This is a genomic window from Peribacillus saganii (assembly GCF_003429095.1).
In the GTDB taxonomy this organism is placed as follows: Bacteria; Bacillota; Bacilli; order Bacillales; family DSM-1321; genus Peribacillus; species Peribacillus saganii.
The window spans coordinates 54,119-79,197 of record NZ_QVTE01000031.1; the positions used below are offsets into that span (position 1 = coordinate 54,119).

Sequence of the window (25,079 nt, forward strand, 5' to 3'; positions counted from 1 at the left end):
TGTATCGCTTCTCCGAATTCCTGCGGGCAGCTACAAAAAATCATAATTATACTTTCATTAATAGTCATTTTACTCAGTGCTATATACGGCACAAAGATTAATATAGTGCCTATTTATATAATCGGCAGAAAATAAAAACTATTTAGGATTTAAAGTTCTATATAAAAGAATTAGAGTGTAATAGTGTTCCTCAAGCATTTATCTCATTCAGAAATAATATTCTCGAAATCAAACAGTAACATTTGATGTATATAATGGTCGGATAAAGGTGTAATTAGCTTTGTTTATTTTTTCTACATATTTCGCGAAATACTGGTAAAATAAAGTGAAGCCGTAAATAGTATTTTTTTTGGGCAGTAATAAAAGTTGTTCGATAGAATTATGCCGGGAAACAATAAGATAATAGATAACGAGTATTAGAAAGGTGATTTAGTTGAAATGGTTTAACAAAATTAAAAAATGGTTTCAGGACGAGGAAATCATTGAAATAGAAGAGATTATCATTGATGAATCGAATGAGGAAACAATCGCGAGGACAATTGATGTTAGCAGGTCTCAAAAGAGACAGGAAGGGCCTGTATTCCAGAAACAAATTCCAGGACAGAAAAGTGCTGAAATGGACGCGAAAATCCTGTATCAATACCCAAAGGGACAATTCAAGTTTCCGCTTATTCCGGATCATGAACAGAACAGAGATAATGTAAGGAAAGGGAGGAAGCAGGGTAAATCTTCTGGTCCTCACCGGGATCGAAACCAAGGCTACGAATCAAAACAACAACAGACAAGAAGTAAACCGCAAGAAACAACAATTAACAGGGAAATAAACAAGATAAAGCCTTCCAAGAAACCATTTCGGCCGACCGAAATACCATCGCCGGTGTACGGATTTAAGAAACCCCACCGGGCTTCAGAGGAGGTTGAGTTCGAACTGAACAAGGAAAACCCCTCCAAGAAACCATTCCAGCCGACCGAAATACCATCGCCGGTGTACGGCTTTAACAAACCTCACTGGGTTTCAGAGGAGATTGTTGAGTTTGAACTAGATAGCAAGGAGCAGATTGCAACAACTGACCCAGACATCCCTGCCATTGTTAAAAAAGAGAGTCTGGCAGAACAAGGTTATAAAGCATCCGCCGGCATACTGGAAACTGTTGAATCTTCGGATGATACCAAAAAAGGTAACAATCCAGTTAGTAAACAGCTGGAACAGAAAACACCAGGAGAAGGAATAACCGCTGAACCGGGAAAGGATTTAGCGGGAGAAATGGGCGAAGGTACAGCCTTCTTGGATCAGGATTCAGGACTTGCAGCTGAAGCGGATATTAGCCCAGTATTGGACTCAATGGATGGACATGTTTTCGATAAGAATACAATAGAGAGTGAAAACCCGTTTGTGCATGAACAGATGAGACCGGCTAAGGAAGCGGGAGCACAGGAAAATGTTAGCAGCGAAGGTGTCAGGGCATTAGCCTCAGGGTTATATTATGGTAAGCCAAGTGAAGCGAGCCAATCTCAGGGCAATGAAACAACAATACAAAATATAATGGAGAAATCTGATATTGGATTTGAAAAGGATTGCTTGATTGAGAACGGGGAAAGTGGACCAATTAACGAGGCCGCGAATGCCGGGTACCTTCCTGCTAATCAGTCTGGGGCAGATGAATCTCTGCAGACACCTGAAGAAACTATGGTTTCATCTGGAATAGAGCAAAAACCAAAAAAGCATATTCCTTTCAACGTGGTTATGTTAAAACAGGATAGGGAACGTATGGGGTCCTATAGCCCGTCACATCGCCCAAAGGCAGAACCGGTTATTAAACAGCCAGAGGCAGCCAAACCTGCGCTAGCCTTACAAGACAACAAGTCAGATGAAGGCGAGCCATATTATGTCATGCCAAAAATTGAACTGCTTACTCCGCCAGCTCAAACGGAATATGATGATGAATGGCTCGACCAGCAAGCTGACCTGCTGAACGAAACATTATTGAATTTTAATGTCAGGGCACGGGTTGTCAATGTTACCCAGGGACCATCTGTTACAAGGTTTGAAGTTCAGCCGGAAGCGGGTGTCAAAGTCAATAAAGTGACAAATCTCCAGGATGATATTAAACTGAGCCTAGCTGCTGAAGATATCAGAATGGAGGCTCCGATACCAGGTAAGCACACAATTGGAATCGAAATTCCTAATAGAAAAAGCAAGCCGGTTTTTCTCAGAGAAGTTCTGCAGAGTGAAGCATTTCAAACGGATAAATCTCCGCTCACGGTAGCTTTAGGGCTTGACATCTCAGGTCAACCTGTTGTGACCGATTTAAAAAAGATGCCGCATGGACTTATTGCCGGAGCAACCGGTTCGGGCAAGAGTGTCTGTATTAATACAATGCTTGTCAGCCTGCTATATAAAGCAAGTCCCCAAGAGCTTAAGCTGCTCCTAATTGACCCGAAAATGGTCGAATTGGCGCCTTATAACCGGATACCACATTTGGTTAGCCCTGTGATTACAGATGTAAAAGCGGCTACCGCTGCATTGAAATGGGCAGTGGATGAAATGGAGCGCCGCTACGAATTATTTGCACACGCTGGGGTCCGTGAGATTTCGCGGTTTAACAGCATGGCAGAAAATGCGGGACAACTATCTCATAAGCTGCCGTATATAGTCGTGATTATTGATGAGCTGGCTGATTTAATGATGATGTCGCCTGCTGAAGTGGAAGAGGCAATTTGCCGGATTGCCCAGAAAGCCCGTGCTTGCGGAATTCATTTGATTGTTGCGACTCAGCGTCCATCAGTTGATGTTATAACGGGACTAATTAAAGCAAATATTCCGACGAGAATTGCGTTTTCAGTTTCTTCTCAAGTTGATTCACGAACGATTATTGACAGCGGCGGAGCCGAGAAGCTCCTTGGAAAAGGGGATATGCTTTTTGCTGAAAATGGTTCATCGAAAACGGTAAGGCTGCAAGGAACCTTTGTAAATGATGATGAAATAGATTCGGTTGTAAGCCATGTAAGGAGTGAGCAGGAGCCGCAATATCTTTTCCAGCAGGAAGAGTTATTGAGCAAAGCCCAATCACTGGAGGAATCTGATGAACTGTTTTTTGAGGCGTGTGAGTTTGTCGTCAGTCAAAATGCAGCCTCCACCTCGAGCTTGCAAAGGCGATTCCATGTTGGCTATAACAGAGCAGCGAGATTAATTGAAATGATGGAGAAGCAGGGGATCGTTTCTGAATCCCGTGGAAGCCGGCCGAGGGATGTGCTAATTTCAGTTGAGGAGCTGGAGTTTCTGTCTGAAGCAAATGCAATAAATTAATTGTGGTATTCTTTCAAAATAAGTATAAAATACTAAGCATAGGATTTTTTTATATCGGATCAGGCATGTAAATTTTCCCCGGTCCGCGGGGTGGTATTTGCATGCTTCATGCAGTAAGGAGTACATAGGTATGAAGGAAATTGAGCTAAAGCTGCAGGGGAAAATTAAGCGTTTGACTAATCAAACATTTAAATTTGATGAAAGAATTCGGGAGGGATGGTTCTCCGCTGTTTACTTTTTGAAAACAGGAGAAATAGTGAAGGACTTCTGCCCGGATAACATTGTCACCATGCAGTTTTTTCAAAAGGAGCATGCCGTATTGTGCGGTACCGACGAGGTAATTGCTCTTATTAAGACGTTTGCCGATGATCCTGAAACACTTGAAATATATTCGCTGAAAGACGGGGATAAAATCAAGCCTTTTGAAACAGTTCTGACCATTACTGGGCCTTACCAGAATTTTGGCTATTTAGAGGGCATTATTGATGGCATTCTTGCAAGGAGAACTTCGGTCGCTACAAATGTTTATAACGTTGTGAAAGCGGCAGCGCTCTCCGGAAAGCAAAAGCCGGTCATTTTTATGGGTGACCGTGATGACCACTTTACTCAGCAGGCTGGAGACGGATACTCCGCCTATATTGGCGGGGCCACCGCCCAGGCGACACATGCCATGAGCGAATGGTGGGGGAAAAAGGGGATGGGCACCATGCCTCACGCACTCATCCAGCTCTTTAATGGAGACCTTGTGGCAGCCTGCGAAGCATACAATAAAAAATATCCCGAAGATGAACTGATCGCCTTGGTAGATTATAATAATGATGCAATTACAGACTCCCTGAAAGCGGCGCGTGCCTTTGGGGATAAACTGCGGGCAGTGCGAGTTGATACATCGCGGACGATGATTGACAAATATTTTGTCAGAAACCAGCATCTTCTTGGAACATTTGATCCTCGGGGAGTGAATGCCGAGCTTATTTTCGCCTTGCGTGAGGCCCTTGATAAGGAAGGGTTTGACCATGTTAAAATTGTTGTAAGCGGCGGCTTTAACGAAAAGCGTATAACTGAGTTTGAGGAGGGGCGTGTCCCTGTTGATATGTATGGTATAGGAGGCAGCCTGTTAAAGATAAATATCGGCTTTACCGGAGACAACGTTTTGCTCAATGGTGCACATCAGGCAAAGGAAGGACGAAAGTATCGCCCAAATCCGCGGCTTGAAAAAGTAGACTAAGCCAAGCAGAGCTGCATATACTGCAGGAAATAACCCTGCATATTAATGGCTTCATGGTCTTAAACCTAGAATGATGATATAATATAAACTTAATTGTATAGGGCAGGATGCAAGAGAGACATGGACATAGATGGCGACTAAGGGGCTTTCCTTTTAACCAGGGCGCTTCCGCTTTTCTATTATGTCTAGCTGCAGTGCCCAGCCCCGACGCACAGGACGTGCTAGTGCCGACGTCGCCACAGGACGTGGCGAACTTAGTCGGCCTCGAATGTTGTGACCAAGTTCCGTCACAACCCTGGTCATAAGCCAATCACTTCGGAAGGCAAAAAGCGCCTTCTGTCAGCGCTTGTCTTATGCTTGTCGGGGCTGACCAGGGCGCTTCCGCTTTTCTTGTTATCCTGCGATTGAAAACAAATAAAAAGATAACGTCATATACTGTCATACAGATAGACGATTGTTGGAGGTTCTATTTATGACCGTTTACCATTTTGTAGGCATTAAAGGTTCCGGCATGAGCGCGCTTGCTCAAGTGCTGCATGATATGAATTATCAAGTACAGGGATCTGATTATGATAAAAGGTTTTTCACTCAAATTGCCTTAGAAAAATCCGGAATTAAAGTTTTGCCTTTCACCAAGGACAATATACAGCCAGGTATGACTGTCATCGCTGGAAATGCATTTCCAGACACCCATGAAGAAATCATCCGAGCAATGGAGCTAGGACTGCCAATCATTCGCTATCCTAAATTCTTGGGCGACTTTATCAAAAATTTTATCTCTGTGGCGATTACTGGGGCACATGGAAAGACTTCCACTACTGGCTTGATGGCCCATGTAATGAGAGGAGCGAAACAAACCTCTTTTCTAATCGGTGATGGGACAGGTAAAGGGGAGAAGGACGCGGAGTATTTCGTATTTGAAGCATGCGAATATCGCAGGCATTTTCTTTCCTATCATCCCGATTACGCAATTATGACTAATATTGATTTTGATCATCCTGATTATTTTGCGAATATTGAGGACGTTTTTCAAGCATTTCAGGAGATGGCTTTGCAGGTAAACAAAGGAATCATTGCATGTGGAGATGATGAACAGCTTCAGCGGATCCAAGCGAAGGTTCCTGTCATTTTTTATGGTTTTGCTGAAGAGAACGACTTCCAGGCAAGAAATATATCAGTTTCCGATAAAGGCACGACCTTTGAAGTATATGTGAGAAACACTTTTTTTGATACATTTACTATACCCACTTTCGGAAGCCATAACGTCTTGAATGCTCTTGCAGTCATCGCGCTATGCAAATATGAGGGCATTGAAGCGGAAATAGTAAAGAACCAGCTTATGACCTTCTCCGGAGTTAAACGCCGTTTTACTGAAAAACAGGTAGGCTCCCAGATCATTATTGATGATTATGCGCATCATCCGACGGAAATTAAAGCTACCATCGATTCAGCAAGGCAGAAGTATCCAAACAGGAAGATCGTGGCAGTATTCCAGCCGCACACATTTACCCGTACTCAGACCTTCCTAACTGAATTTGCAGAAAGCCTAAACTTGGCTGATAAAGTTTACTTATGTGAAATCTTCGGTTCCGCCCGAGAACATCAGGGCAAGCTTTCCATCGAAGACCTGCAGGGAAAAGTTCCGGATGCAGAACTGTTATCCGAAGAAAATACTACAGCTCTTCAAGAACATGAAAATAGCGTGATCTTATTTATGGGAGCAGGAGATATTCAGAAATTCCAGGAAGCCTATGAAAAGACACTCGTTTAATTAATATGTAAAAAAGAGGCGGTTTCTCCAGTTTGAGAAACCGCCTCTTTTTTATACTGCTTAAGGAAATAATAAAAGTGTTCAGTTGTCGATAACAACAATAGCAGGTTTTTGCTGCGGGAGACCAGTTTATTCCCATTTTACAAATCTATTTCAAATTTTCAGGGTTCAGCTTCTCCAGTTCTGGAAGTACGAATCGTCCGTCTTTGCGGATCAATACGTCATCGAAGTAGATCTCTCCTCCGCCGTATTCAGGGCGCTGGATGTTAACCATATCCCAGTGGATATTTGAGTCGTTTCCATTAGATGCCTCATCATAGCACTGGCCAGGTGTGAAGTGGAAGCTGCCGTCGATTTTCTCATCAAACAGGATATCCTGCATCGGATTCAGGATATACGGATTGACACCTATTGCAAATTCACCAATATAACGTGCGCCTTCGTCAGTATCAAAAATCTTGTTTATCCGTTCGGTATCATTGGCTGCTGCATCGATAATTTTGCCATCCTTAAACGTTAACTTTACATTTTCGAACGTAAAGCCTTGGTATGGAGATGGGGTGTTATAGGTAATAACTCCATTTACTGAATCCCTAACAGGAGCAGTGTACACTTCCCCATCCGGGATGTTTAATTCACCAGCACACTTTATAGCTTTAATATCTCTAATGGAAAAAGATAAATCCGTCCCAGGTCCTGTTATGCGAACTCTGTCTGTCCGATCCATTAATTCCACCAAGCTGTCCATAGCTTCGCTCATCTTGCCGTAATCAAGGTTGCAAACATCGAAATAAAAATCTTCAAAAGCCTCTGTGCTCATTTTAGCCAATTGTGCCATTGATGAAGTTGGATAGCGAAGCACAACCCATTTCGTTTTTGGCACCCTGATTTCTCTATGTACCTTTCTCATTATTGTATTTCCCTGGATGGCCATTTTTTCTGCGGGAACATCAGCCTGCTCATTAATGTTATCTCCCGACCGAAGTCCGATATATGCATCCATTTTGCTCATTACCTGAGCTTCGAAGTCTGCGATCATATTAAATTGCTCTTCCTGTGCACCAAGAAGTAAAGAACGGTCAACTTGAGCATCTTTCAAAGAAACGAAAGGGTAACCACCCGCTGCATATGCTTCCTTTACAAGAGCTGTCACAAGCTCCCTCTGCAGGCCAAAGTTTTCAATTAAAACTTTTTCCCCTTTTTGCAGTTTAACGGAATAATTAATTAAATTCTTTGCAAGCTGGGAAATTCGTGGATCCTTCATATATCTTTCCTCCGTATCTAAAAAATTCATACTTCTTTATTTTAACCGAATTGCATTAAAAATGTTTATTTCGTGAACGAAAATAGTCATGGAAAATCATACATTTTTAAAAAAAAGCAGGATTTTATAAAGATTATATTGAAAAAATAAAAAACGTTTATAATAAAACATGACGGGTATTTAAAAATTAATAGCAAGTTAGTACATTTTAAAATTGAAAAAACCATACGGAGGTGTAACATGGAGATTATTCTATATTTGAGTGCTGCAGTTGCGGCTGTTGCTTTCCTCATTTTAGTAATTTACCTATCAAAAACATTAAAATCACTGCAAACAACATTGGAAAGTGTGGCCCATACCCTGACAGGCCTTGAAAAACAAATGCAGGGAGTTTCAACGGAAACAGCGCAGCTGCTTCATAAGACAAATTCGCTTGCAGAAGATCTGCAAAAGAAGTCTGAAAATCTCAATACAGTTGTTTATGCAGTTAAGGACGTTGGTACATCCATCCAGAAATTCAACAGTTCCATCCAGAAGGTATCTAATCGAGTGCTGACAGAAGTGGATAACAACAAAGAAAAAATTTCACAGGTTGTTCAATGGAGCAATGTTGTTATGGAACTGCGTGACAAATGGAAAGCAAGAAAATCAGTAAACAGCACATCGGTGCTTCCCACCCAGACAACGCCGGGATTAGGACTAGAGGTAGACGAAACAGATAACTTGCCCAAGAAACGATTCTTACGTTCCCGCAGTTAATAATTGAGAGGAGACGAGTTATGAACCCGAATTCAAAAGATTATGGAAGAGAATATCAAAATCAGAGCTCAAATAATTTTGGAAGAGATTATCAAAACCAGGTTCAAAAAGACTATGCAAGAGAGTATCAAAGAGAGTATCAGAAAGCATATCAGGAAGATGAGGAGAACATCAATTCAAAGGATTTTCTCATTGGAGCTCTAATCGGTGGTATAGTCGGAGCGGCAGCTGCTCTGTTCATGGCTCCGAAATCCGGGCGCGAGCTTAGGGAGAACATCAATGGGCTGCGGCAAACTGCAATGGAAAAGGGAAATGGCTTGGCGGAAACAGCCAGGTCAAAGACAAGCGCTGTAACAGAAGCTGTGACTAGTAAATCCTCTGGACTAGTGAATAAAGTGAAAAGCATGGCTCCTTTTGGAGACAGCGGAAATTCAGCACCATTTGAAGAAGAAACAAACGTTATGGAGAATAGCGGAGGAATGGATAAAAAGGAGGGGGCGCTTTCCGCTTCTTCGACCTCCTGGACAGCCGGTTCCGCTACCGGAGCAGCTGCAACGGCAGGCGGTCCGAACAATCTTACCTCTGATTTCACAGACTCAACTGAAAATCAAGGATCGCAGGCTAACAATACTGCACAGCTGAAGCTGGAGGAAACGAAAAAAGCATTTGAAGAAACGGAAAATCGCTATAACAATCAATAAATTTGTTTAAAATTGTGGTGAAGTGATAATATTACTTCACCACCTTGTTTTTATGTCTTGCTTCAGCGCCCAGCCACTTTTTTCGGCAGGAAATAATGCACTGACGTAGTACCGGGTCCCTGCAGACGTGGGTCGAACGGCGTTGCCACGGACATGTGGCGGCTTAAGCCGTTCTTCTTCTTAACAGGGGGCCTGCGTTTTTCTTATTGAAATGGAAGGAGATGCAACCATTGTCTACAGTTAAAATCCAAACGAAGGAACAATTTGAAGAGCTTGTAAAAAAAGAATCATTCCTTATTCTTAAGCATAGCTTAACATGCCCGATAAGCCAGGAAGCGTTTGATGAATATCAAAGCTTCGTCCAGGATCATCAGGAATTTAATACTGCATATCTGGCGGTTCAAGAGGCAAGGCCGCTTTCAAATGAGATAGCGGAGAACTTTGGAATCAAGCATGAATCACCGCAGGCCATCTTATTCAGAGATGGAAAGCCTGTGTGGAATGCTTCCCATTGGAAAATTACTTATGATTCCCTCTCAAATGCAATAAAGGGTGAGTAAACAAAAACCGAAATTTTAACATGGATGGGTAATTAGTTCCTTAAGTACCTAATCAATAATTAAAGCATACATCAGCAGGAGTTTTTTTTGCAGATGTATGCTTTATTTTTGTTAGCTGGGCAAAGGTTTAATATCTTCCATGCGCAGCTTGCTGGATAATAACTATTAAATAAAAATACGGATGATTGGCTTCATGTTTACGGCTGCTTCTTTAACATTGTAGGCCAAATGATTCTTAATTCGTCACCCGGGCTAAGTATGTCGTGGAAACCGGTTTCCTCGTTATTTTTAATTAATAAAAAATGGCCATTTGCAGTTTGAGGCAGTTCTATATCTATATGGCGGAATAAATCCTGGAAAATAAATGGCTCAAACTTATGCTGAATCACAGTAAGGTTTTCGCCGTTTTCCAATACATCATCCTCTTCAAGCACCATGTCCCCCCTGAAAAATTCAGAAATCCTTTTTGTCAGCAGAATTCTTTTTCCATTAAAAGAAACAGGGATGGAATAGGTCAGCTGAAGATTAAGGGCCGTTGCCAGGTCAGCCAAATATGGGCTGGATGGGGGTTCAATTATGATGGAATCACTGTCTGCAAAGCTTGAACTGAGTTTTACTTCAACTCCATTCTTATAAATCCGCCCGGCGTATTTATCAAGCAATACCTCTTTGCCGTTGATGGATATGGTAAATGGCTTAAGCTGATTAAGATAATAGTTTAGTTTGAGTGATTCCAGCAGCGCCTGTATCGTGTCCGGAAGCCTGCATTCAACTGTGTCCCGGTCCTGAAGGCTATCCTCACCTGCAGTAATTATACTATTTTTCTTGATTACAGCTTCGACAATGTATTTTGTTCTGTTGATTGTGATTGTTTTTCTCGGAATATCATCGATCAAATCTTTAATCCGCAGCTGGGGCTCGCTGCCATCTGTTCCCTTTTCTACATGAATCCTATCATTATTCTGGACCATATCGTCAAGGGAGGCAGTTATCCCATTTAAGAGAAGTGCAGGCTTGCTTCCATGAATGCCAGGAATCGTAATCATTTGCCCATTTAAATTGATAATGATTGCCATGCCGGGTTTTCCGTATAGTTTATTAATTTTTATTCCCGCTGCAAGCAGGCAGTCTCCTACTGTAAGCTGCTTCATATCAAAAAGGCGGACTGTTTGTTCATTGACCGTAACACTGAGGTAGTGAATCGGATTATGCTGGGCAGCGATTGCAATTCCGATTGGTGTGACTAGCTCTGGTCCTTTTTGCAAATGATCTGAAAAAGTAAGCTTTTGGATCGCATCAATTCCTCTGATAGCAACCCTGTTTTGCGGCAGGCCTATTTTTTCGGATAAAAGTTTAGGGAGTTCCGGAGTAAGGCTCCCACCCCCTACCAGCATGACTGCCTTAGGCGGCTTTGTATTGTTCAATTCCAGAATTTCAGCAGAAATGGAATCTGCCAGCCGGTTTAATGAAGGGGATATTTGCTGGATGATTTCTGACTTGGAAATGGTTGACTCAAAACCAAGAATATCCTGAACTACTATTTCATCTTTTTCGGTAAACTCTCTTTTTGCTGCTTCAGCAAGCGGAAAGTCAAGAAGCAGCTGCTCGCTGATGGCCTCAGTAATTTCATCACCCGCGATAGGAACCATCCCATATGCAATCACTGTGCCCATATCAGTCAGGGCTATGTCCGAGGTACCCGCACCAATGTCAACAAGTGCGACATTCAGCCTTCTCATAGATGGAGGAATCAACACATTGATAGCGGCAATTGGTTCCAGGGTCAGGGCCTGCATTTCAAGTCCAGCTCTTTTTAAAGCCGCTAGAAGAGATTCGACCACAACCTTAGGCAAAAAAGTGGCGATGATTTCAACGGAAGCTTCTTCTCCATTTTGATCAATTAAACTTCCAATCTCCTGTCCATCCAGCCTGTAATACAATACAGAATAACCAACGCAGTAATAATGGTAAGCGTACTCAGCCAAGCTTTTCTCCGCAACGATTGTCTGGGCCTGCTGAACTGCGCTCAGCTCGAGGTGCAGGATATCATCCCGTTGGATCAGCGGCTTTCCTTTAATATCAGCTGTAATAAGGGCTTTTTCGGTTTTCAGTGCCCGGCCAGCGGCTGCCACACATACCCGCTCAAGCTTACCATGCTTGATTTCGAGTTCATCCTTTATTTCATTTATTACTTTCGATACAGCGATTACATCGTGTATTTGGCCATCCAGCATGGCTCTTTCCTTATGTTCCTTGGATAAAATATCGGCAACGTGAAAAGCATCCTCCTGTTTCTCAAGGATTATACCAACGACAGATCTTGTACCTATATCGAGAGCAAATATTTTCTCCTGCAATTGCCCCACCCTCTTTTTTATAAAATTAATCACTTTAACGCATAAAAGCGTTTAATTATTAAAGAAATTTTTCGTGACTTTTGATTTCATTTGTTTTATAATAATCTCTAAATATATAAGAAATGTACCATATTTTTCTGCATCATGTAAGTTGCCGGAGGGAAATACCTAAACTCTTCAATACTTGAAATGTAATTATGCTTATGCATAATTTTAGGGAATAGGCCGGTTCAAAAAAATCGACGGACGAAAGGGTGGAAAGCAGTGAGTAACAAAGATCTTAATGAATTACGTGACCAGCTCGATGATATTAATCTTCAATTATTACATCTTATTAGTAATCGGGCTAAAGTAGTGCAGGAAATAGGAAAAGTGAAAGAAAAGCAAGGTGTTAACCGCTACGACCCAGTCCGTGAACGCAAAATGCTTGATTTAATTGAATCAAACAATGAAGGACCTCTTGATGTTGCAACCGTAAAGCATTTATTCAAGGAAATTTTTAAGGCTGGCCTTGATCTTCAGGAGGATGACCACAAAAAGGCGCTTCTTGTATCAAGAAAGAAAAAATCAGAAGATACAATTATCGACCTCAAGGGTGAACTGATCGGAAATGGCATCCCAAGCTTTGTATTTGGGCCATGTGCGGTAGAGTCCTATGAACAGGTTGCCAAGGTAGCCGAATCCATTAGGAACAAAGGCTTAAAGCTAATGCGCGGAGGTGCCTATAAGCCACGTACTTCTCCTTACGATTTCCAGGGACTTGGTGTGGAAGGTCTGAAAATTTTGAAGAGGGTAGCCGACGAATATGGCCTGGCTGTTATCAGTGAAATAGTCAACCCTGCTGATGTCGAAACAGCGGTAGAATATATCGATGTCATTCAAATTGGTGCCCGCAACATGCAGAACTTTGAATTGCTAAAAGCTGCAGGAGCCGTAAACAAGCCGGTACTGCTTAAGCGTGGCCTTGCTGCTACAATTGATGAATTCATTAATGCTGCTGAGTACATCATGGCTCAGGGGAACGGCAATATCATCCTTTGTGAGCGGGGAATCCGGACATACGAACGTGCAACAAGAAACACACTTGACATTTCAGCTGTCCCTATTCTAAAACAAGAAACACATTTGCCTGTTATGGTTGATGTTACGCACTCCACAGGAAGAAAGGACTTGTTGCTCCCGACTGCCAAAGCGGCGCTTGCTATTGGTGCGGATGGAGTGATGGCAGAAGTGCATCCTGATCCATCTGTAGCTTTGTCAGATTCTGCCCAGCAAATGGATCTTAAGCAATTCGACGAGTTTTACAGCGAGATTCAAAAGTTGAATTGGGTTACTGTTTAATAAAAGGAAATATAGCATATGCCCTGCCAGTTGAAATACTTGGCAGGGTATTTTCTGTTAACAAGATTCGTAGACGCCATTAACTTGATGAACCGGATTTATGTCCATGGTAAAGGGTAGCTCCACCAATCAGACAAGACAGCAGAAGGTGATGTGCATACGTTTCGATTCAAAGTGGAAATTTTCGAAAATTGGCGGCAGCCTGGTTAAAAAGTGGAATCCGTTTGCAATCTGTAAAAAGTTGATTAATACAATACTCATCCATTGCAGGAAATTTTCTACTGTCGTATGATAAGTAACATAGGAAATCAGTGACCTCGCATAACATGGCTACTATATTTCTCTGCCAGTAATTGCTCATTTATGAACATAACAGAAAATAAAGGTAGATTTAAATAAAATGCATAAAGCCGAATAAAATATACTTTGAGAAAGGTATTAGTGGGAAAAACTGAAATAAACATCCAATTTGAGGGAAAAGTAAAACTATGAAGGAGTGGGTTAAATGAACAATGTCACGATTTACGATGTTGCCAGGGAAGCGAATGTTTCCATGGCCACCGTTTCAAGGGTAGTCAATGGCAACCCGAATGTTAAACCGGCGACCCGAAAGAAGGTTGTAGAAGTAATAGACCGATTAGGTTACCGGCCGAATGCTGTTGCTAGAGGACTTGCAAGCAAAAAAACAACGACAGTCGGTGTCATTATCCCCGATATCTCAAGTATCTTTTATGCGGAGCTGGCACGGGGCATTGAAGATATCGCTACAATGTATAAATACAATATCATTTTGAGCAATTCTGATGAAAATGAGGAGAAGGAACTGCGCCTGCTAAATACAATGCTTGGAAAACAAGTGGATGGTATTGTTTTCATGGGGTCTCATATAACAGAAAATCATATTGAAGAATTCAAAAAATCACCTGTGCCAATTGTTTTGGCAGGATCTATTGAAGAAACAGGACAAATTCCTTCAGTAAATATAGATTATGAAACTGCTGCCTACGATGCGGCAAAAGCTTTTATTGAGAAGAGGCACAGTAACATTGCTCTAGTAATCGGTCCTAGGCACGAACCCATTAATCTGAAGAAATTAGCAGGATATACAAGAGCATTAGCAGAAGCTAACCTGGAATATTCCGAGGGCTTCGTTTTTGAAGGGGATTATACATATGATTCCGGACTCGAATCATTTGAAAAGCTTATGGAAAATGGAAATAAGCCTACCGCCGTCATTGCTGGAGCTGACGAAATGGCACTCGGGATTGTTCATGCAGCCCAGGACAGGGGATATCAGGTTCCTTCAGATGTGGAAGTTATCTCATTTGATAATACTAGATTGACGCTGATGGTAAGGCCTCAGATTACGACTATTGTTCAGCCCTTGTATGATATTGGAGCTGTTTCCATGCGCCTGTTGACAAAGCTTATGAATAAAGAGAAAGCGGATGAGCAGACAGTTGTCCTTCCACACAGAATCGAGAAGCGTCAATCAACCAAAGAGTAGGATTGGCGTCCTCTCTTGCAGTCTCCCAGTATAAAACAAAAGATGGCTTGTAAAAGGCCATCCGTTGTTCTAAATTATTATAATATGTCTAGTACAACAACACCCTGCTGCAAAAGCGGGGTTTTTGCTTACGAGGTTTCTCTAAATTTCTGTCGGAGTTTTTCGGCTAGAACGGATAGGATAAAGGGCTTTTTCCAGTGTCTGGGCATTTTTCTCAGTGATTTCGGGCATACGGGGAATTGGCTGGTAAAGGCCATCCGTATCATCCCATTTCAATGGAAGCTGGACTGGGGATTCCGGCTGCCAGCGATCTAGCCATTTCTGAGGCAAAGAGCCTGAAGTAATTAAGTTTTCTGTCATCTGGAGCCAAATTAATGACCATGCCCGCGGCACAACTCTCCAAATATCATAGCCGCCGCCACCAACAGCAATCCATCTCCCTCCGCAGTACTTATGCGCCAATTCATGGGCGAGTCTGGGGATTTCCTTATAAATTTTCATTGTAGTGGACAAATGTGTTAATGGGTCGAGACAATGTGCATCCGCACCATTCTGGGTAAGAATCACATCGGGCTTAAAATATTCAGCTATTTCCCTGAAGGAAGTTGTATATGCATCCAGCCAGGATTCATCCTCTGTAAATGCATCTAAGGGAATATTAAATGAAAAGCCATATCCGGTACCCTGTCCTCTTTCATTTACATTGCCTGTGCCGGGAAAAAGATATCTGCCTGTCTCATGAATCGATAATGTGCAGACATTCGGGTCATCGTAAAACGACCATTGGACTCCATCACCATGATGGGCATCCGTATCGACATAAAGCACCCGGGCATTATATTTTTGCTGTAAATATTTGATGGCCACTGAACTGTCGTTATAAATACAAAACCCCGAGGCTTTTCCTCTAAAGCCATGGTGAAGGCCTCCACCCAAATTAAGGGCATGATCCGCCTTGCCGGTCATCACTTCGTCAACTGCTGTTAGTGTTCCTCCGACCAAAAATGCGCTTGCTTCATGCATGTTTGGGAAAATAGGTGTATCCTCTGTACCGAGACCATAATTTTCTGCTTTTTCTTCGGATAATTTACCCTCTCCAGCAAGTTTGACAGCGTTTACAAAATCAGGATCGTGAATTAGCTGAAGTTCTTCGTCTGTAGCCATTCTCGGTGGAACAATATCATAGGGATGAATCGCATTGTGCTTTTCCAATAAGTCCAGCGTAAGCTGTAATCTCTTCTGGTTAAAAGGATGCTCATCATTGAATTTATAGGTTAGCTGTTCATCGGAATAAACAAACACGGCTTTCTTTTTCATGATGAAATCTCCGGAAGGTTTGGCCATAGCACAGTAAATCCTTCTTTTATCAAGTCGTTGGCCACTTGCAAAGGATTCATGGTGCTGACTCGGATCACCAGAATCTTATAGGTTGCATCATCTTTGTCAGGATAAATTAGCACACTCTGGATATTGGTATTATGTTTTTTTATGATGGCTGAGATATCGTAAAGCTTACCCGATTTATTAGGAACTTTTATTTCTATTTGGGATCCAGGCTGATTTGCCCCGGTCAGTTCTACAAAGGTATGCAGCAAATCGGTTTCCGTAACGATTCCCACAAGCTTATGATCCTGTAATACTGGAAGACAGCTTATATGATGTTCATAAAAAAGGGCGGCCGTTTCTTCCATGAAATCCAGCGGATGTCCGGTAATTAAATCGGTTTTCATAATCGAACTGATAGGCCTCTCAAGATCCTCAACATGATAGTCTGCCCTGAAAATGGAAGGTGCTGCATCACGTAAATCACCGTCGGAGACCAAGCCGACTAATCTATTTGCATCATTAACAATCGGGATGTGCCTGATTTTTTTCTCATTTATCATCGATAAAGCTGTTTTGATTGAATCATTCTCTGAGAGAGTATAGACTTTTCTTTTCATGATTTCTTCTAAAATCATTCACTCATCCTCCTTTGTTTAATACATAAAGCGATTCATGAACCTCAGCTGGTCAAATTTCTGAATAGATTCGGCTGGGACTCTCTTCCCGATTCTCGCCATTAAACAATTTGCCGGATGTGAGCTGATTTCTGGATCATCGGTTGCGTAGTACTCAAGACCGCCAGCGTTCATCATTTTCTCCATGATTTTGCGGTAATCCCAAACATTTAAGCCAGTCCCTTTTAGATCCCAATGCCAATAATATTCAGTTGTAATGACAATGAAATCCTCCATCGCATCATCCATCATGGAAACACGAAGCAATTCTTTACCAACCCCGCCTCCCCGGAATGCGGGAATAACCTCGATTGCCCCAAGTTCAATCAGGTCTTCCATTTTTATTTCGGACCAGCGTTCAAGAGGATCTGGATAGAGATAGGTTACATAACCTACAATAGTATCCCGATGACGGGCAATTAGGATCCGTCCCTCTGGAAGTTCAGATATTTCAATGAGGGCTTTATGTTGCTGTGCTGGAGAGCGGAAAGCAACTAGGTCTTGATGAAACTCGTATGACTTTAACTGTTCTGTCACCACTGGCCCTTCAACGATAAGGGTTCCAGCTGCAGCTTTCAGTTCCTTCGCATTATACGTCTTCACATGCTTCATTCATTCACCACCTATTAGAACTCTTCTTTTCTATTATACATAAAATAATATTTTACATTTTAAAAATTTCATGTCTTTCAAGATTGTATAATTTCTGAGTGTAATATTTAAAAAATTGAGAATAAATTAAATATAAGATATACTTAATGTGTAATTTTGTACAAGGGGGATGTGGATACATGAAAGTGGAAGCGCTACCAGTGATAATGGGCAACCATAATCTTGAAAGCTACGAAAATATGTACAAGCAATTTGACTGGTCAGAAACGGAAGCGCAATTTTCCTGGTCTGAATCCGGGAAGGTCAACATGGCGTATGAGGCAATTGACCGCCATGCGGAAACCCACAGGAAGAATAAAGTAGCCTTATATTACAAAGATGCAAATAGGAATGAAAAGTACACATTTAAAGAAATGCGAGAGCTTACGAATAAGGCGGGTAATGCTTTAAAAGCTTATGGCGATGTAGAAAAGGGAGATAGGGTCTTTATTTTTATGCCTCGCTCGCCGGAACTTTATTTCGCGACTCTTGGTGCAATTAAGCTTGGCGCTATTGTAGGCCCTTTATTTGAAGCTTTTATGGAAGGGGCAGTGCGTGACCGATTGGATGACAGTGAAGCGAAGGTGCTTGTGACAACACCTGAATTACTGGAGCGTGTACCAGTTGATCAGCTTCCGTCCCTAAAGCATATTTTCCTGGTCGGGGAAAACATTGAGGAGAAAGACAATTACTATGATTTTAAGAAGAAACTCAATGAAGCTAGCAAAAACCTGGAGATTGAATGGGTGGAACGGACCGACGGACTGATTCTTCACTATACATCTGGGTCAACAGGCAAGCCTAAAGGAGTTCTTCATGTACATAATGCGATGATCCAGCATTATCAGACTGCCAAATGGGTTCTAGACCTGAAGGAAGATGATGTTTATTGGTGCACGGCTGATCCAGGCTGGGTAACTGGCACATCTTATGGAATTTTTGGACCATGGCTTACAGGCACATCAAATGTTATTGTAGGCGGCAGATTCAGCCCTGATGCATGGTATAAGACAATTGAGGATTTTGGTGTAACTGTCTGGTACAGTGCACCAACCGCATTCAGGATGCTCATGGGAGCTGGGGATGAAGTGGTGAAGAAATTCGACCTTTCATCACTGCGCCATATCTTAAGTGTAGGGGAGCCGTTAAACCCTGAGGTTGTAAGATGGGGAATGAAGGTATTCAGCTTGCGTATCCATGATACATGGTGGATGACGGAAACAGGAGCTCAGGTAATCTGTAACTATCCAAGCATGGAAATTAAGCCAGGTTCCATGGGTAAACCTATTCCGGGAGTACAGGCTGCAATCGTTGATGATCAGGGGAATGAGCTGCCTCCTTACAGGATGGGTAACCTCGCCATTAAAAAAGGCTGGCCTTCAATGATGCACACAATTTGGAACAACCAGCAAAAATTTGAATCGTACTTTATGCCGGGTAACTGGTATGTATCAGGAGATTCAGCATATATGGACGAAGACGGCTATTTCTGGTTTCAAGGCCGTGTAGATGACGTCATAATGACTGCAGGGGAGCGGGTTGGCCCATTTGAAGTAGAAAGCAAGCTGGTCGAGCATCCAGCAGTTGCTGAGGCTGGTGTCATTGGGAAGCCTGATCCAGTCCGGGGTGAAATCATTAAAGCCTTTATTGCGCTTAGAGACGGTTATGAGGCAAATGATGTACTAATTGAAGACATTCGCCAATTCGTTAAAAAAGGGCTGGCAGCACATGCTGCACCTCGAGAAATAGAGTTCCGTGATAAACTTCCAAAAACCCGAAGCGGTAAAATTATGCGCCGTGTGTTAAAAGCCTGGGAGCTTGAATTGCCAACAGGCGACCTATCTACAATGGAAGATTAGTTGATTCCTAAAGAAATCCCGCTGAGTATATGCTTCAGCGGGATTTTTCCATTGTTTAGAATGAATTGCGGATAACAAAAGTTTATTTCGGCTCCGGAGACGCAACTGTTTTACTGAGTAAAATAAGGCCCCAACGCAAAAGACATGGAACGGTTCGGCAGCGATACATCGTACGGAAACAAAGCGTCAGCTTCGTGAGGACGTGGAGGCTCCGTTCTTCCTCTTGCAGGGTGCTTACACTTTTATTCCTTTCCCTTGTAAAACAGATGATGGACATTACCCGAGTTTACCCCTATTTTATGAATAATTCTATAGTGATAGATTAGCTGGAATAATAAAGTAAGCTGCAAATTTTTTAGCCTGCGGCAGAAGACCCGCAGGCTAAAGGCATAATCATATACTGAGAGATTGATTCAATTAATTTGTACCTTGTGCCGGATCAGCGGGTTCCGTTGGTTCCGGAGTGGTTGGCTCAGGTTCAGGTTCAGGTTCAGCAGGCTTAGGCTCAGCCGGTTTCGAAGTTCCCGGTTTTGGGTCAGCGGGTTTAGGAGTCTCTGTTTTTGGTGTTGATTCCTGCTTCGGCTGAGCTGGTGTACTAGCTGGATTTGCAGCCTGCCCAATTACAGCTTTGTTAGATGGAGCAGATTCTCTTCCAGCAATATCAACAGCTGTCACATAATAGCTGCCGTTTCTTCCCTTAAATGTCCGGGAAGCGCCAGCCTTGATACTTGCCACACGTTTTCCGCCACTGTATACTCGATAACCAATTACATCGCCTTCTGGATGGGTACCCCAGGAAATGGAAGACCCGGATGAACCGATTGATGGTGATGATGGAGTTTTTCCATTATCATTTAATGAAGCTCCTGGAACCATCTTCCCGCCCAAGCCCAATTTTTCTGGGTCTTTCATGTATTTACTGCCGATCTGTTCAAGGAATTCAGGACTGACCATAAAGCCGACGCTGGAAAACTCATCAGGTGTGGATGGGAGGGCCCTATATTTTTTGCCTCCAACCTCGACATACCTGGCACTGGTAAAGCTGTTATCCATGTTATTCTTAGGTGTAAACTTTGCGATGAACAGGTCTGTTTCCACAAGTCCGGCCTTAAAGCAGGCATCTGTCGGTACCGAACCTGAAATGGAACAATATGAACGCCTTACAATTCCGCCTGGCATCTCAAATCTTTCTTTCGGATCCACTAAATCAGGCTTCACTTTATATGCAGCATTCACAAGGTCAGCCCAGATATAAAGATTCCGTTTATTATATTCAAGTCCCTTATAGGTCCCTTTTAGGGATTTTGGTGTATCATAGCCAATCCATGTACCGAATGTTACATTAGGATTAGTAGCGACAAACCAAGCATCCTGATACTTATTTCCTGTTCCGGTTTTTCCTGCCCAATCGGATTGGAACTTAAGCCTGTTTCTTAAGGAAACAGCAGTGCCGTTAGAAATAACGTCTCTCATCATGTCGATTGTCAGGTAAGATGCCTGAGGTGAGAAAACAGGAACTGGGGTCCCTTTATGCTCAAAGATTATTTCCCCATCTTTTGTTTCAATTTTTTCAATCATATAGGCATCAATAAACTTGCCGCTATTAGCAAAGGTTGCATAGGCATTTACATTTTCTTCTACTGTAACACCCTTACCCATTGCGCCCAGAGACATGGACGGATTGGAATAGTCATCTTTTGTAAGAGAGGTGAATCCCATTTTTTCAAGGTATTTGACCGGATTTTGGTTAATGATGTCCATATAAAACTTTACTGCAGGCACATTATAGGATTTTGCCAGAGCAATTCTTGCAGTGGTCAATCCGCTGAAGCTTTCCCCATAGTTCCCTGGACTCCACATTTTTCCGCCTGCAGGGATGCTGATTGGGAGATCCGCCACAATTGAGCCTGGGGCGGCTTTGCCCAATTCAATTGCCGGTGCATAAACAAGCAGCGGTTTCATTGTTGATCCGTTAGGACGGAGTGAACTTGTTGCATGGTTTGTTTGTTCCCGCTCATGATCGCGTCCGCCGACAAAGCTAATAATTCTGCCTGTCTTGTTTTCTATCATCATGGCTCCAAGCTCAACAGGCTCCTGAACAACTTTTGTCTTCTTTGTTTCAGGATCAATTACTTCCTCTGATTTTGATGGACCATAATACTGATATGCATCCTTCGCTTTTTGCATTTCGTCGTATACCTTTTGATCAATTGTTGTATAAATTTTGTAGCCGTTTTGGCGTAAGTTTTTACGGGCTAGAGCCAAGTATTGATCATTAAGGCCGCTGTCCTTTTTTAAATCAATCGCTTCATACCCATCTTGCTCGGCCAACTTTATTGATAAAATATCAATAGCTCGTTTTTCCACTTCAAACGTTAGCCAAGGGTATTTTTCAACAGCTACCTCTCTGGGAGGAATAAAGTCTTTTACTATATCATATTTTAAAGCTTCCTCGTACTCCGCCTTTGCAATGTATGAGCCCTGATACATCCGGTTCAATACTGTCTTCATCCGTGTAAGTCCGGGTTCAAGATTCTTTTTAATCGTTTTTTCTTTTGTAAAAGGAGTGTACCCAAATGGGCTTTGCGGCAAGCCCGCAATGAAAGCGGATTGGGGCAGGTTGAGATCCTTGGCGTCTTTGCCAAAAATACCCTGGGCAGCTGACTGTACCCCTGCAATATTATGTCCTGATGAATTTCTTCCAAATGTAGAAACATTTAAATACGCTTCTAGGATTTCTTCTTTCTCGAAGAACTTTTCAACCCTTAGGGCCAGGAGGATTTCCTTTGCTTTTCGAGAAAAAGATACCTCGTTCGTCAGCACCTGGTTTTTCAGTAATTGCTGTGTAAGCGTACTTCCGCCCGATGCATTCGATGAATTGGTCACTTCCTGGAACAACGCCCGCAATATCGCTTTGGGCACGACTCCATCATGTTCATAAAAATACTCATCTTCCGTTGCAATTACTGCGTTGGTCAAGTGCTTGGAAACTTGATCAAGCGTTATTTCATCCCGTTCAAGATCAGACTGAAGCTTCCCTAAGAACACGTTATCGGCGAAATATATTTCAGAGGTTTCTTCATAGTTATAAATATTCTTTTTTAATTCACTATGAGAACGTATCGGCTCATCTTTGACAAGTGAAGCAAAATAGCCAGCTCCGACCCCGCCGGCAAAAGCAGCACCAACAATGGTGATGACAATGGTTAACAGCGTTAGGTTCCAAAAAACTCCGTAAGTAATCCGTGCATATCTTCTTGTCTTTACATCTCGAAGGGAATCCTTCAATCTCTTCCAGATGCTCCGAGAGATCCTATCATTATTTTTCATAGATTTTATACCCCCTGAAATCACATACATTATAGCATATATCCTATATTTGTAAGCCAGTTTCTATATTTTTCGGTAAAAGGGACTATATCAGTTTGACAAAGGCATCAGGTTTGTGATAAAAATTCATTATCTTAATAATGAGCAATGACAGGATCAAGTAGTCGTTCTATCCCTGTTTCAGAGAGCCGGTGGTTGGTGCAAACCGGTACATATAGAAAGATGAATTACTTCCTTGAGCATTTGCTGTGAAAGCCTGCCTTTTTTCGGCAGGTAGGGACTGGTACGTTCCTAAGTAGCAGCAGACGGCAGGCGTCCGTTATCGTCTTAAGGCGGAGGATTTTTTATCCTCAAGTTGGGTGGTACCGCGAATTACATTCGTCCCTTCATTATTTGAAGGGGCGTTTTTTATTTTGGAGCAAGTAATTATAAGACATTAGAGTGTTGGATACCAAAGCAGTGCGTCGATCTCTAGCTCCAGCGCCCAGCTGCTTTATTTCCGTAGGAAAATAAACTCCCGACGCACAGGACAGTGATACATCGCACCCAAACAAAGCGTTAGCTTAGCTAGGATGTGCTGGCGTCGATGTTCCATGGACAGGGCGCTTGCACTTTTGTTATTTGTCTAATTTTAAGGAGGATTATCAATGGAATTACTAAAAGATCTCGAATGGCGGGGCATAGTGTATCAGCAGACAGATGAAGAGGGTCTTGAGAGCCTTTTGAATACAGAGAACATTTCCCTATATTGTGGTGTCGATCCAACTGCAGATAGCATGCATATCGGGCATTTGCTGCCATTCTTGACTCTTCGCCGTTTTCAGCAGCATGGACACAGGCCGATCGTCCTTGTAGGAGGTGCAACAGGGTTAATAGGTGATCCGAGCGGGAAAAGCGAGGAACGAAAGCTTCAGACCCTCGAAACAGTCGAGCGCAATGTAAATGGGCTTAAAGGGCAGCTTAAAAGCATTTTTGAATTTGAAGGTGACAATGGGGCCGTCATGGTTAATAACTATGACTGGATTGGTTCCATTGATATGGTAACGTTTTTGCGTGATTTCGGAAAGCATTTTGGCATCAACTACTTGCTGGCAAAAGATACAATTGCTTCAAGGCTGGAAACAGGAATTTCGTTTACAGAATTTACTTATACAATTCTGCAGGCTATGGATTTTAACCATTTGTATGGACAGTTCGGCTGCCGGCTGCAGATTGGCGGAAGTGACCAGTGGGGCAATATAACAACAGGTCTTGAACTTATCCGCAAAACAAATGGCGAAGGTTCTAAAGCTTTTGGCTTAACAATTCCGCTTGTAACAAAAGCTGATGGCACTAAATTTGGAAAATCAGAAAGCGGAACTGTATGGCTTGACCCTGAAAAAACAACTCCTTACGAATTTTACCAGTTCTGGATTAATACCGCTGATGCTGATGTAGTTAAATACCTGAAGTACTTTACTTTCCTATCACACGAGGAGATCGATGCATTAGCTGAAGCAGTAGAGAACGAGCCGCATTTACGCAAGGCTCAAAAAACCCTTGCTGAAGAGATGACCCGTCTCATTCATGGAGAAGAAGCGTTAAGACAGGCGGTTAAAATCACAGCTGCCCTGTTCAGTGGCGAAGTTAAGAATCTGACAGCTGAAGAGATCAAACTTGGCTTTAAGGACGTTCCAAGCTTTGAGCGCAGCAGCAATGAACCTGCAGCCCTTGTCGACCTTTTAGTGGAAGCGAAGATCTCCCCGTCAAAACGCCAGGCACGTGAAGATATCCAAAACGGTGCTATCTCCATTAACGGAGACAAGGTAACAGAACTTGATTTCACCCTATCAGAGGCCGATATGATCGAAGGACAATTCGCCCTGATTAGACGTGGCAAGAAGAAATATACACTTATTAAATAAAAGATAAAGTGAGCCGGCCTTAAGGGGCAGGCTCACTTTATCTTTTATTTTCCTTGTTTTTAGCGAATATCTGATACCGCAGCCTTCAAACGGTTCATCCTGATAACATGGAATGGTATGTAAATGGGAGAGTGAAATACTTTGGCTGCCCGTCTCTTTAAAGTTTTCAGCCAACATTATCGCCGTCGGGAGAAAAATCTGCATCTAGCAGATTTTGCGCTTTTAATAGTGATTCATTTGTACGGTCCGTTCTTAGAAGTTAAATTCAAATTAAAAATGGTTTCTCAATGATCTTGCGGGATCGTTATTCCTGACAATGCAAGTACATTGCGGCACATTCGGAACAACAGGCAACTTTCATTTTCGCGGATAATTTTTTGATCTGAAAAGATAGCGGATTGCAAAAAGAACATGCTTTCATAAGGATCCTCAATTAGGAAATGAGTCTTCTGCCTAATATAATCATATTAGAAAAAGGGCATAATAAAAACCCTCAGGTAGTGACCCCTTAAAGTTAGAGTTTTTATTATGCAGCTAAAT

The 25,079-nt window shown here is 42.4% G+C and carries 16 protein-coding genes and 1 other annotated feature; of the genes, 10 read left to right on the forward strand and 6 right to left on the reverse strand.

Features of this window, described 5'->3' with window-relative positions; genetic code table 11:
• The first annotated feature begins 616 nt into the window (after positions 1 to 616).
• From D0469_RS11440 to murC, 3 genes are all read left to right on the forward strand, one after another.
• Positions 617 to 3,307: a DNA translocase FtsK gene (locus tag D0469_RS11440; protein ID WP_456107153.1), complete on the forward strand. Its 2,691-nt coding sequence runs from the start codon at positions 617 to 619 to the stop codon at positions 3,305 to 3,307.
• Positions 3,308 to 3,437: 130 nt separating this feature from the next.
• Complete coding sequence (locus tag D0469_RS11445) at positions 3,438 to 4,535, forward strand: nicotinate phosphoribosyltransferase (RefSeq protein WP_117326880.1); 1,098 nt, start codon at positions 3,438 to 3,440, stop codon at positions 4,533 to 4,535.
• Between the two features lie 472 nt (positions 4,536 to 5,007).
• The gene (gene murC / locus D0469_RS11450; RefSeq protein ID WP_117326881.1) at positions 5,008 to 6,306 is read left to right on the forward strand and encodes a UDP-N-acetylmuramate--L-alanine ligase; all 1,299 of its coding nucleotides are present in this window, start codon (positions 5,008 to 5,010) and stop codon (positions 6,304 to 6,306) included.
• Between the two features lie 148 nt (positions 6,307 to 6,454).
• Here murC and D0469_RS11455 read toward each other — a convergent pair whose 3' ends face one another.
• Entirely contained in the window at positions 6,455 to 7,570 is a 1,116-nt protein-coding gene (locus D0469_RS11455) for an aminopeptidase (RefSeq protein WP_117326882.1), read from the reverse strand.
• 240 nt (positions 7,571 to 7,810) lie between these two features.
• Here D0469_RS11455 and D0469_RS11460 point away from each other — a divergent pair, with 240 nt between their 5' ends.
• From D0469_RS11460 to ytxJ, 3 genes are all read left to right on the forward strand, one after another.
• Positions 7,811 to 8,329: a DUF948 domain-containing protein gene (locus D0469_RS11460; protein ID WP_117326883.1), complete on the forward strand. Its 519-nt coding sequence runs from the start codon at positions 7,811 to 7,813 to the stop codon at positions 8,327 to 8,329.
• A 20-nt stretch (positions 8,330 to 8,349) separates the two neighbouring features.
• The gene (locus tag D0469_RS11465; RefSeq protein ID WP_117326884.1) at positions 8,350 to 9,030 is read left to right on the forward strand and encodes a YtxH domain-containing protein; all 681 of its coding nucleotides are present in this window, start codon (positions 8,350 to 8,352) and stop codon (positions 9,028 to 9,030) included.
• A gap of 221 nt (positions 9,031 to 9,251) precedes the next feature.
• Positions 9,252 to 9,590 (forward strand): bacillithiol system redox-active protein YtxJ, encoded by a 339-nt coding sequence (ytxJ, locus tag D0469_RS11470; RefSeq protein ID WP_117326885.1) that lies wholly within the window; start codon positions 9,252 to 9,254, stop codon positions 9,588 to 9,590.
• 197 nt (positions 9,591 to 9,787) lie between these two features.
• Here the strand turns inward: ytxJ and D0469_RS11475 are convergent, their stop codons facing one another.
• Entirely contained in the window at positions 9,788 to 11,947 is a 2,160-nt protein-coding gene (locus D0469_RS11475) for a cell division protein FtsA (protein WP_117326886.1), read from the reverse strand.
• A gap of 264 nt (positions 11,948 to 12,211) precedes the next feature.
• Here D0469_RS11475 and D0469_RS11480 point away from each other — a divergent pair, with 264 nt between their 5' ends.
• Both D0469_RS11480 and ccpA read left to right on the forward strand, forming a co-directional pair.
• Positions 12,212 to 13,288 carry a bifunctional 3-deoxy-7-phosphoheptulonate synthase/chorismate mutase gene (locus tag D0469_RS11480; RefSeq protein ID WP_117326887.1) on the forward strand — a complete coding sequence of 359 codons (1,077 nt, stop codon included), beginning with the start codon at positions 12,212 to 12,214 and terminating at the stop codon, positions 13,286 to 13,288.
• 505 nt (positions 13,289 to 13,793) lie between these two features.
• Positions 13,794 to 14,795, forward strand: a complete 1,002-nt coding sequence (ccpA, locus tag D0469_RS11485; RefSeq protein ID WP_117326888.1) for a catabolite control protein A — start codon at positions 13,794 to 13,796, stop codon at positions 14,793 to 14,795.
• Positions 14,796 to 14,936: 141 nt separating this feature from the next.
• Here the strand turns inward: ccpA and D0469_RS11490 are convergent, their stop codons facing one another.
• From D0469_RS11490 to D0469_RS11500, 3 genes are read right to left on the reverse strand one after another with little or no spacing between them, the layout of a single operon-like run.
• Positions 14,937 to 16,112: an acetoin utilization protein AcuC gene (locus tag D0469_RS11490; RefSeq protein WP_117326889.1), complete on the reverse strand. Its 1,176-nt coding sequence runs from the start codon at positions 16,110 to 16,112 to the stop codon at positions 14,937 to 14,939.
• Positions 16,109 to 16,756 carry an acetoin utilization AcuB family protein gene (locus D0469_RS11495; RefSeq protein WP_117326890.1) on the reverse strand — a complete coding sequence of 216 codons (648 nt, stop codon included), beginning with the start codon at positions 16,754 to 16,756 and terminating at the stop codon, positions 16,109 to 16,111. The genes D0469_RS11490 and D0469_RS11495 overlap by 4 nt, the downstream gene beginning before the upstream one ends.
• A gap of 18 nt (positions 16,757 to 16,774) precedes the next feature.
• Positions 16,775 to 17,407: a GNAT family N-acetyltransferase gene (locus D0469_RS11500; protein WP_117326891.1), complete on the reverse strand. Its 633-nt coding sequence runs from the start codon at positions 17,405 to 17,407 to the stop codon at positions 16,775 to 16,777.
• 179 nt (positions 17,408 to 17,586) lie between these two features.
• On the opposite strand from D0469_RS11500, the gene acsA reads away from it, so the two are divergent.
• Positions 17,587 to 19,305, forward strand: coding sequence for an acetate--CoA ligase (gene acsA / locus D0469_RS11505; protein ID WP_117326892.1), 1,719 nt, complete (start codon positions 17,587 to 17,589; stop codon positions 19,303 to 19,305).
• A 417-nt stretch (positions 19,306 to 19,722) separates the two neighbouring features.
• Here acsA and D0469_RS11510 read toward each other — a convergent pair whose 3' ends face one another.
• Positions 19,723 to 22,635: a transglycosylase domain-containing protein gene (locus tag D0469_RS11510; protein WP_233523035.1), complete on the reverse strand. Its 2,913-nt coding sequence runs from the start codon at positions 22,633 to 22,635 to the stop codon at positions 19,723 to 19,725.
• A 138-nt stretch (positions 22,636 to 22,773) separates the two neighbouring features.
• Positions 22,774 to 23,024, forward strand: a binding site (T-box leader).
• A gap of 258 nt (positions 23,025 to 23,282) precedes the next feature.
• On the opposite strand from D0469_RS11510, the gene tyrS reads away from it, so the two are divergent.
• Positions 23,283 to 24,539, forward strand: a complete 1,257-nt coding sequence (gene tyrS, locus D0469_RS11515; RefSeq protein ID WP_117326894.1) for a tyrosine--tRNA ligase — start codon at positions 23,283 to 23,285, stop codon at positions 24,537 to 24,539.
• Positions 24,540 to 25,079 lie beyond the last annotated feature (540 nt).